The following is a 10178-nucleotide window of genomic DNA, read 5'->3' on the forward strand; positions in this document are numbered from 1 at the left end:
GCTCAGCCCCGGCTCGAAGCTGCTCGGCACCCCGCTCGTGCCCACCGTCTATCGCATCGACATGCGCGACCCCAACAGCCTGTTCGTCTCCCAGGCCTTCCGCATGCGCAACCGCGACCTGATCTACGTCTCAAACGCGCCTTTCGCAGAAGTCTCGAAGGTCCTCACCGCCTTCAGCGGCGTCACCGGGCCGGTGTCCTCGCTGGCCACCGCCTACGCGTACACGCGATAGGCTGCCGAGGGAGACCGGTGACCTTTGAGGCCGACGCCTCAAGGGCGGTCGGCCATACGCGCGGCGAGGCGCCTGCCGATCGTCGGCGGCACGCGGCATGACAAGTCACGGATCCCGACGAAACCAGCACCGGCCTCCGACGCGCTGCAGCCCGCGGCATGGCCGCAGGCGGGTGGCCGCAGGATAAAGCCGGTCAAGGCCGGAAGGCCGACCGGCGCATCGTCCTGAACCCGGGCACGCGACGAGGCCGCCCCGGCTGAAGGGCGCGAACGCAGAGGATCACGCGCTTAATGGTCTGGGCGCGGATCCCCCCCCTTGCGGGGAGGGATCAGGGGTGGGGGTGGCGCCGGATAAGGCTCGGCGGTGCCGTCTGCCCCCCCCACCTCCAACGCGTCCCCGCAAGGGGGAGGAGAGCGCGTCGCGCGTCGCGATCCGCATCAGACAGAAAACGCGCTGACGTATCTGGTCGCTGAACGTCGGCGGGGAACGCTCCCCGCCGCCGGGTTCCTCAGCCGCGCTTGGCGAGGAGCTGCTCGATCAGCGAGCCGCCCTTGTCGATCGCGGCCAGCTCCTCGGCCACGGCGTTCACCGTGTCGCGAATCTGGTCGGGCGTATGCTCGGAGGTCAGGAAGAAGCGGAGGCGCGAGGCCCGCTCCGGCACCGCCGGATGGATGATCGGCTGCACGTTGATGCCCCGGCGGAACAGCCGGTCCGACAGGGTGACGGCCTTCAGCGAGTCGCCGACGATGATCGGGACCACGGCGAGGCCGAGGCTGAAGCCGGTGTCGAGGCCGAGCTTCTTGGCAGTCGCCAGGAACAGGGTCCCGTTCTGGCGCAGGCGCTCGACCCGCTCCGGCTCGGCATGCATCACGGCAAGGGCCGCCTCGGCGGCGGCGGCCAGCGGCGGCGACATGCCGACGCTGTAGACGAAGCCGCCGGCCGAGTGCTTCAGGTACTCGATCAGCGCGATCGGGCCGCAGATGTAGCCGCCACAGGTCGAGAGCGTCTTCGACAGCGTGCCCATCCAGATGTCGACCTCGTTGGGGTCGACACCGCAATGCTCGAACAGGCCCGCACCGGTGCGGCCGGTGACGCCGAGACCGTGGGCCTCGTCGACCATCAGCCAGGCGTCGTAGCGCTTCTTGAGGGCGACGAGGCCCGCGAGGTCCGGCGCGTCGCCGTCCATGCTGTAGAGGCCTTCGACGACGATCAGCGCCCGGCGGTGCTCGTGGCGGGTGGCCTGGAGCAGGCTCTCCAGGGCGTCGAGATCGTTGTGCGCGAAGGAGCGCCGCTGGGCGCCCGAAAGCTGCGCGCCGGTCACGATGCTGTTGTGGGACAGGGCGTCGTGGAAGATCACGTCGCCGGCTTCCAGCAGGGCGCCGATGGTGGTCACGTTGGTGGCGTGGCCGCTCACCATCACGACGCAGCCCTCGGAGTGGTAGTGCTTGGCCAGCGCCTGCTCGAGGCTGATGTGCCCCGGCCGCTCGCCGGCGACCACCCGGCTCGCCGACGCGGAGGTGCCGTAGGCGTCGATCGCCTCGCGCGCCGCGTTGCTCACCCGCGGATGGCCGTTGAGACCGAGGTAGTCGTAGGACGAGAAGTTGGTGAAGCTCTTCTGGTCGATCCGGGTGGTCGCACCGGCCTTGGCGTCGTGGACGCGGAAGAACGGGTTGCCCAGGCCGATCAGATCGGCCGCCTGCCGCTGCAGCTTCAGCTCCCGGTAGCCCGGCAGATTCTCGAAGTTCTGGGCCGCCGACTTGCCGACGGGGGAGGCCGCCTTGGCGGGGGCCGGGCGCGGGGTCGCGCGCCCGAGCCGGTTGGTCACGAAGCCGGCGAGCGCCGCGCGCCCGCCGTCAGGCCGTGCCGTATCGGTCATGAGTGGGTCTCTTTGATCTCGCTGGACGTCTGCTCGATGAGTTCCCGGAGCGGCGCCATCATCTGCGCATCGATCTCACCACCGATGTGCTTCGAGACGAGACTCATCGCGACACCGGCCGCCTCGTCCATGGGGGCGGAAACCGCCTGAATTAAGGACTCCGACAGCTCGTTGACGGTCATGCCCGAGGAGAGGCCCGCGGGCGGCGCGTCGAGGGCGAAGCGCTCCTGCAGGCTGGCGCCGAGTTCGACGCCCATCAGCGAATCGAGGCCGATCTCCGAGAGCTGACGCACGCGGCTGATGTCGTCCTTCGGCAGGCGCAGGATGCGGGCGATGTCCTCGACGATCGCGTCCGACACGGTCTTGCGGACCGTATCGAGGTCGCCCCCCTTCAGGAGCGCCGCGATGCTGATCGCCTGGACGCCGCCGGCCTCCGCCTGCTGGTCCGATCCGAGTTCGGCGTAGCTCGGCGAGCGCATGGTGGCGAGCCGCTCGCGCGCCTTGCCCCAGTGCATCGCCGCGATGCCGATCACCGCCTCGTCCGGCGACGTGCCCTGGCTCTCCAGCGCCTCGGCCATCAGGTCGAGGCAGCGGCGCGCCTCCATCGGGGTGACGCCGACGCGGCCGGCGAGGCCTTCCATGACCGCCTTGTTGCGGGCGAGCATGCCGACATCGCCGATGGCGCCCCAGGCCACCGCCAGCGCGGGCAGGCCGCGGCGGCGGCGCTGCCGGGCCAGGCCTTCCATGAAGCCGTTGGCGGCCACGTAGGAGCCCTGACCGGGATTGCCGATGAAGGTCGTCGCCGAGGAGAACAGGACGAAGTAGTCGAGGCTCCGGTCACGGGTGGCAGCGTCGAGATGCTGCGCGCCGATGACCTTCGGGCCGATCACCGCGTCGAGCGCCGCGGCGTCGATGTTGCTGATCAGGCCGTCCTGGAGCACCGCGGCGGCGTGGAGCACGCCGGCGAGCTTCTTCCCGCCCCGCTCGATCTCCGCGAGCAGGCGGTCCACCGACGAGCGGCTGGTGATGTCGACGGCCTTGGCCTCGACGGTCACGCCCCGCGCGGTCAGCTCCGCGACGATCGCCTTGGCCTCGTCGGTGGCCGCGCCCTTGCGGCCGGCGAGCACGAGGTGCTTGGCGCCCCGGTCGATCAGCCAGCGCGCCGCCTCCAGGCCGAAGCCGCCGAGGCCGCCGGTGAGCAGGTGGACGCCCTCCGCCGAGACCGTGAACGGCTTAGCCGTGTCCTTCATGATCGTGCCGGCCTTCGGCGGGCTGATCACGATCTTCCCGATGTGACCCGATTGCTGCATCAGCCGGAACGCGTCCGAGGTCTCGGCCGCCGTGAAGGGCTGATAGGGCAGGGGCTTGAGGCCGCCGTCGTTGAACAGCGCCATCACCTCGCGGAACATCCGCGCGCCGTCGTCGCCCTGGTGCTGGATCACCTGGTCGAGGTCGACGCCGAAGTAGCTGAGGTTCCGCCGGAACGGGCGCAGGCCGATATGGGTGTTGGCGACGTAGTCGCGCTTGCCCAATTCGACGAACCGGCCGAACGGCCGCAGGGCGTTGAGCGAGCGCTCCATCGCCTCGCCGAACAGGCTGTTCAGCACGATGTCGACGCCGTCGCCGGTGATCGCCCGGACCTCGTCCACGAAGGCGAGCGAGCGGGAGTCGAGCACGTGCTCGGCACCCAAAGCCTTCACCAGGGCTCGCTTCTCGCGGGAGCCCGCCGTGGCGATGACCCGGGCACCCTTGAGCTTGGCGATCTGCAGGGCCGCGAGGCCGACGCCGCCCGCGCCGCCATGGACCAGAACCCACTCGCCGCGCCGCATCCGGGCGCAGGAGACGAGGCCGTAATAGGCGGTGAGGAACGCCACCGGCACGGTGGCGGCCGCCATCGGGTCGAGGCCCTGCGGCATCGGCGCGACGACGAGGTCGGGCACCACGATGTGGGTGGCGAAGCCCGACTGGGCGAAGGCGACGACCGGATCCCCGACCTTGAAGCCCTTCACCCCCGGACCGACGGCCGTAACCCGGCCGGCGCATTCGAGGCCGAGCCGCGGGCCGGCGAAACCGTCCTCCAGGATCTCCTCGGGGAGCATCGAGAGCGCCCAGAGCACGTCGCGGAAGTTGAGGCCGGTGGCCTCGACCGCGATCTCCATCTCGCCCTTGCCGGGGGCGCGGCGCTCGGCCGGGCCCCAGATCATCTCGCTGAGGCCGCCGGTGTTGCTGCGCTCGAGCCGCGCCGCCTCCGCCGGGACGGCGTCCGCCGGATCCCGGTGCCGCGGCCGGCCGGCATGGAAGCGCACGACCTGCGTCCGCTCGTCGTCCAGCACGATCTCGGTCTCCGGGGTGCCGGAGAGGATGAGGTCGCGCAGCCGCTCGGAGGCGCGCTTCGACGACATCTCGGGGGAGAGATCGATGCGGCGGACGTCGAGGTTCGGGGCCTCGTTGGCGAGGGTCCGGGAGAAGGCCCAGACGCCCGCCTCGATGTTGGTGGTCTGTCCGCCGCGGTCGCGGGTGGCGCCCGGCGCCACGACCCAGAGCCGGGTCTGGCGGGCGCCGAGATGCTCGATGCAGCGCTTCAGGCTGAGGCAGCGGTCGCGCAGCCGCTCGGCCGCCTCGCCGCCGCGGGTGAAGGCGCCGGCCAGGAACACCACCGTGTCGGGGGTCTCCTTCTCCAGCTCCATCAGCGACGTCTCGGAGTCGAGGATGATCGACACGTGGACGCCGCCCGCGACCAGCAGGGTCGCCAGGGAGGAGGCGGTCTCGGCCGCGAACTCGTCGTCCGAGCCGATCACGAAGGCAAAGCTCTGCGTCGGCGCCGGGCCCGGGCGCACCGGTGCCTCGGCGGTGAGGAGCAGGTCGTCGCCGTTGGCGGAGGCCGCCCGCTCGACCTCGACCTTGACGAGGCCGTGGGCGCTCAGCGTCCGCTGCCAACCCTCGATATCCTCCAGGCGACCGACAGGCATGCCGTCGACCGCCGCCTCGAACCAGCCCGCGGTGAGGCCGAACACGAGGTCGCGGAACAGGGACGCGCCCGGCTCGACGGCCACCAGCAGGCCGCCGGTGGCGAGCGCCCCGGCCAGCTGGCCCGGCAGCGCCCGGTCGCCGCGATGCAGGCTGGCGGAGGCCAGGATCAGATCGAAGCTCGCGGGGGCGAGTTCCTCGGCGGTCTCGACCACGGCGGCGGCGCGGCCGAGGGACAGGCGGGCGCGCTCGGCGAGCCTGCGGTCCGTCTCGAACACCGTCAGCCGGGCCTCGGCGGCGGCCGCGTAGGTCGCAGCCTGGGCCGAGAGCGGGCCGAAGCCGACCTGGAGGATCCGCAGCGCCCGCTCCCGCGGCAGCTGCGTGCGGCTCCGCTCGATCAGGTTGGCCACCACATCGGCGGCGTGGCGGGCGGTGGCCGACCGGAGCACGAAGGCGTCGATGGCGCCCTGCGGCAGGCTCGGGGCGTCGGTCAGCGCGCCGGCGAGCAGGCGGTCGACCAGCGCGCCCACGTCGGCGATCAGCACGAGTTCGGCCGAGAGGTCCGGGTGATCACCCGCGATCCAGCGCATGATCTCGTCCGGCGCCGGAAGCGCGGAGCCGTCGCCCAGCGTCCAGTTCTCCCCGGCCCGCTCGGCGAGGCCGCTGCTCTCCAGGGCGTAGAGGGCGTTCAGCAGCCAGGGGCGCAGGGCCTCGGGCACGCGCCGGTCGGCGACCGAGACGGTCTCGCCCTGCGCCAGGCCGGCGGCGAGGCGGTAGGCCAGCGAGGTCGCCCAGCCCTCGAGCAGCAGGTGCCCCGGCGACAGGGCGGCATCGGCCGGTCCCTTCGCCTCCACGGTCAGCGGCCGCAGGCGCGCGGCCACGCTCGGCCGGCGCTCCATCGGGATCGCGGTCGGCTCGGTGGCGAGTTCCGGCATCTGCGAGATCGCGAAGGCCGAGAGGTCGCCGCCGGCCTTGGCGCGCAGGGCCTGGAACCGGCCCTCGCGGATCGTGGCGATGATCGCGCCCTCGGCGTCGAGCAGGGTGAAGTCCGCCAGGATCGAGCGCTCGTTGCAGCGGCGCGTGCGGATGATCGACCGGGCGATCACCGCGCCGGGGCGCAGCATCCGCACCTCGCCGAAGCGCACCGGGATGTAGGCCTTGCCGCCGTTCTCGCCGAGCAGGTCGGCGAACAGCAGGATCAGCCCGTGGAAACAGGCGTCCAGCCGGTTCGGCACGAGCGCGTAGCGGGTGTCGGGCTCGGCCGGGAGCAGGTCGGACACGATGGTCGCGTCGTCCAGCCGGGCGCTCATCGCCACCTGCTGGAAGCTCGGGCCGAACCCGAGTCCCGAGGCGAGGGCCCTGGCGTAGAGCGCATCGCCGGTCAGGACGTGGTCGCCGGCGGTCTCGAAGCTGAAGCCGTTGAGCTCCGGCGCCCTGGGCGCCGAGAACGTGCCCTCCACGATCTTGGCCTGGGCGTGGATCTGCCAGGGGGTCTGGGTCAGGCGCGGGCGGCTGAGAACCTGGATGCCGTTCCCGGTCCCCGACAGGCGCACCGCGACCTCGCGCAGGGCGTCCTCGGCGAACACCATCGGCGCGACGATCTCGAAGTCGGCGAGCACCACCTCGTCGTCGCGCAGGGCCTCGCGGACGCAGGCGAGCGCCATCTCGACGAAGCCGGCGCCGGGCATGATCACCTGCCCGTCGACCTTGTGGTCCTCCAGTTCGGGCACGGTGGCCGGATCGACGAAGCCGTGCCACTCCAGGCCGTCCACGGTGGTCCGCGAGCCGATCAGGGGGTGGTACGGGCGCGGGCTCATGGCGCCGACGCTCTCGACGGTGTCGCCGAGCCGGAACGGCCGGCGCTGCCACGGGTAGGTCGGCAGGCGCACGGCGCCCTTCGGCGCGTCGCCGAACAGCACGGCCTCGTCGACCTGCGCACCCTGCACCAGGGCGGCGCTCACGGCCTTGGCGATCGGGTCGCCGCCCGACGCCTTGCGGTGCATCACCCCGACGGTGGCGGTCTCGATGCCGAGCGGCTCGACCGCGTCGCCGACATGGGACATCAGGGTCGCGCGCGGGCCGACCTCGACGAAGACGCGGGCGCCGCGGCGGGTGGCGTCCTGCACCGCCTCGCAGAAGCGCACCGGCTCGCGGATGTTGCGCCACCAGTAGGAGGCGCCGAAATGTGCGCCGTCCAGCACGCTGCCGGTTACGGTGGAGACCATGGCGGTCGCGCCGGCCCGGGCCTTCAGCCCGGCGAGGTCGCGCAGCAGCGGCTTCTCGGTGGGGTCCATCAGCCTTCCGTGGAAGGCGTAGGCAAGGTCGAGCTTGCGGCCGCGCCGGCGCTTGCGCGACAGCGCCTTGAGGGCGGCGTCGATGTCGGCCACCGGCCCGGCGACCGTGACCGCCTTCGGGCTGTTGTAGGCGGCGATGTCGAGGCTCGGGTAGTCCTTGAGGAAGGCCTCGACCTCCTCCGCCGGCATCAGCAGCACCGCCATGGTGCCCTGGCCGTGGGTCGTCTCCTGGTGGTGGCTGCGATAGTAGATGACCCGGACCGCGTCCTCCAGGCTCAGGATCCCGGCGGCCTCGGCGGCCGCGATCTCGCCCACGCTGTGGCCGAGGACATAGGACGGAACCAGACCTTTGGCCTTGAGGGCCGCCGTGGAGGCGCTCTCGATGGCGAAGATCAGCGGCTGCGACACGCTGGTGAGGACGAGGCGCTCGTCGAGGTCGTCGGCGTAGAGGGCCGCCTTCAGCGACCAGTCCGAATAGGTCTGGAACAGGCTGTCGATCCGGTCGAAGGCGGCCCGGAAGGTCGCGTTCTCCTCGTAGGCCTCGCGGCCCATGCCGGCCCACTGGCTGCCGTTGCCGGAATAGACGAAGGCCACCTCGGCGACGCGGTCGACCGCGGTGCCGGTGAGCGCGTCCTGGCTGTCCTCGCCCTCGCCGACCGCCCGCAGGACGGCGGCCACATCGGTCTTGCCGTCGAGGGAGACGGCGAGGCGGGCGGGCATGCGCTCGCGGCGGTGCGCGACCGCGGCGGCCAGGGTGGCGGCCTGGGCGGGCTCGGCCTCGAGACGCTCGGCGTAGTCCAGCGCCAGCTCGTTCAGCGCCGCCCGGCTCTGGGCCGAGAGGAGCAGCACCTGCGCGGCGGGCTCGGGGGCCGAGTCGGCGGCCCTGGCCCAGGCCGGAGCGTCGGTGATGACGACGTGGGCGTTGGTGCCGCCGAACCCGAACGAGTTCACACCGGCGAACCGCTCGCGCGATCCGCGGGCGATCGGCAGGGCCTCGCGGACGACGCGCAGGTTCAGATCGTCGAAGGGGATGTCGGGGTTGAGCTCGGCCGCGTGCAGCGACGGCGGCACGAGATCATGCTCCAGAGCCAGCGTCGCCTTCATCAGGCCGGCGAGGCCGGAGACCGGCTCGGTGTGGCCGATGTTGGTCTTGATCGAGCCGATCGGCAGCGGCGCCTGCCGGCCGCGGCCGAGCTTCGAGCCGATGGCCGAGGCCTCGATCGGGTCGCCCACCGGCGTGCCGGTGCCGTGCGCCTCCATGAAGGCGAGGTCGTCGAGCCCGATCTCGGCCTCGCGATAGACCTTCTCCAGCAGGGCGCCCTGGGCGTAGCCCGAGGGGAGGGAGATGCCGGTGGTGCGCCCGTCCGAGTTGATGCCGGAGGCCGCCACCACGGCGCGGACCGTGGCGCCGTTGCGCCGGGCGGCCTCGGCCGATTGCAGCACGAACACCACGCCGCCCTCCGAGCGCACGTAGCCGTCGGCGTTCTTCGAGAACGCCTGGCACAGGCCGGTGCGCGAGAGCATCTGCGCGCTGGAGAAGCAGATGAAGTTGAACGGGCTCGCCAGCACGTTGACGCCGGCGACCACGGCGGTGTCCACGCGGCCCGACCGGATCGCCTGCACGGCGTTGTCGAAGGCCACCAGCGAGGACGAGCAGGCGGTGTCGACCGTGAAGCTCGGGCCCTTCAGGTCGAAGATGTACGAGATGCGGTTCGAGATGATCGAGAGCGTGTTGCCGGTCGCCGCGTAGGCGTCGCCCGACGGCGCGTCGAGGATGCGCAGGTTGCCGTAATCGAGGGAGGAGGCACCGACGAACACGCCGATGTGGCTGCCGGCCACGCTCGACGGACGCAGGCCCGCATCCTCCAGGGCCTCCCAGGTCAGCTCCAGCAGCATCCGCTGCTGCGGATCCATCTGCTCGGCCTCGCGGGGCGAGATGCCGAACACCGCCGGGTCGAACGACCAGACGTCGTCGATGACGCCCGCCGCCCAGGTGTAGCTCTTGCCGCGCTCGTGGGCGCGCGGGTGCGCGAACCGCTCCAGGGAGAAGCGGTCGGCCGGCACCTTGCTGACGGCGCAGCGTCCCTCGGAGAGGAGTGACCACAGCCCGTCCACGCTGGGGGCCCCGGGCAGTCGGCATGCGCGTCCGACGATCGCAATGTCTGTACGTTGTGTCACGTTCGGTTCGCACACGCTCGTTATCGGAAGTCGGCTCGGCTCTCGACGAGTGAGTACCCTGTCCCCCCTTACTGTGGCACCATTGCGGTGTCCAACCAGCCCGGACGCGAGGTCATCCCTGCGTGACGAAATTGCCGGAGGCTGTGACATGTATTCATCAGACGCTAATCCAGTGCCGGCGTTCAGAAGGCCAAGATTGAATGGTTCGACCGCCTGTTGAGACGCTCGGACGATCATCAGAAAGCCACAGTTGCGCCACCGCGGCGGAATGCCGTCTAGCGGCGTAGGATCCCGGCGCGAAGGAGATCTTCAGGGGGCGGGGCTGATCCGACGCGCCTGACCTGTGGATGCGGTCCGGGTCCCGCCCTCCCGGATCCGCCCGACGCCGCAATAGCTGAACCCGTGCCGCGCCGCGCTTTCGGGATCGTAGACGTTGCGCAGGTCGACCAGCACGGGGGCCGGCCCGTCGGACGCCATGGTCTCCCGCAACCGGCCGAGGTCGAGGGCGCGGAAGGCGTTCCACTCGGTGACGATCACGAGGGCGTCGGCGCCCTCGGCGCAGGCATAGGCGTCCTCCGCGTAGGCGACGTCGGGCATCAGGGTCCGGGCGTGGCCCATGCCCTCCGGATCG

Annotated in this window: 3 protein-coding genes and 1 pseudogene; 1 reads left to right on the forward strand and 3 read right to left on the reverse strand. The window is 71.6% G+C overall.

Annotated features, from left to right (window positions below):
• A pseudogene (locus tag MKL01_RS00030) lies at positions 1-232 on the forward strand (sugar transporter); the annotation flags it as partial.
• Positions 233-740: 508 nt separating this feature from the next.
• Here the strand turns inward: MKL01_RS00030 and MKL01_RS00035 are convergent.
• The 3 genes from MKL01_RS00035 to MKL01_RS00045 form a co-directional block, all read right to left on the reverse strand.
• The gene (locus tag MKL01_RS00035) at positions 741-2108 is read right to left on the reverse strand and encodes an aminotransferase class I/II-fold pyridoxal phosphate-dependent enzyme (protein WP_243903204.1); all 1368 of its coding nucleotides are present in this window, start codon (positions 2106-2108) and stop codon (positions 741-743) included.
• On the reverse strand, positions 2105-9547 hold the full coding sequence (locus MKL01_RS00040; protein WP_243903205.1) for a type I polyketide synthase: 7443 nt from the start codon (positions 9545-9547) through the stop codon (positions 2105-2107). The genes MKL01_RS00035 and MKL01_RS00040 overlap by 4 nt, the downstream gene beginning before the upstream one ends.
• 309 nt (positions 9548-9856) lie before the next feature.
• The coding region (locus MKL01_RS00045; protein WP_279604309.1) for a UDP binding domain-containing protein at positions 9857-10178 on the reverse strand (322 nt) is incomplete at its 5' end.

The sequence above is a fragment of the Methylobacterium sp. J-070 genome, assembly GCF_022829385.1.
Lineage (GTDB): Bacteria > Pseudomonadota > Alphaproteobacteria > Rhizobiales > Beijerinckiaceae > Methylobacterium.

Coding starts and splice junctions, on each gene's coding strand:
- MKL01_RS00035 (WP_243903204.1), bottom strand. CDS start 2,108: ATGACCGATACGGCACGGCCTGACGGCGGGCGCGCGGCGCTCGCCGGC.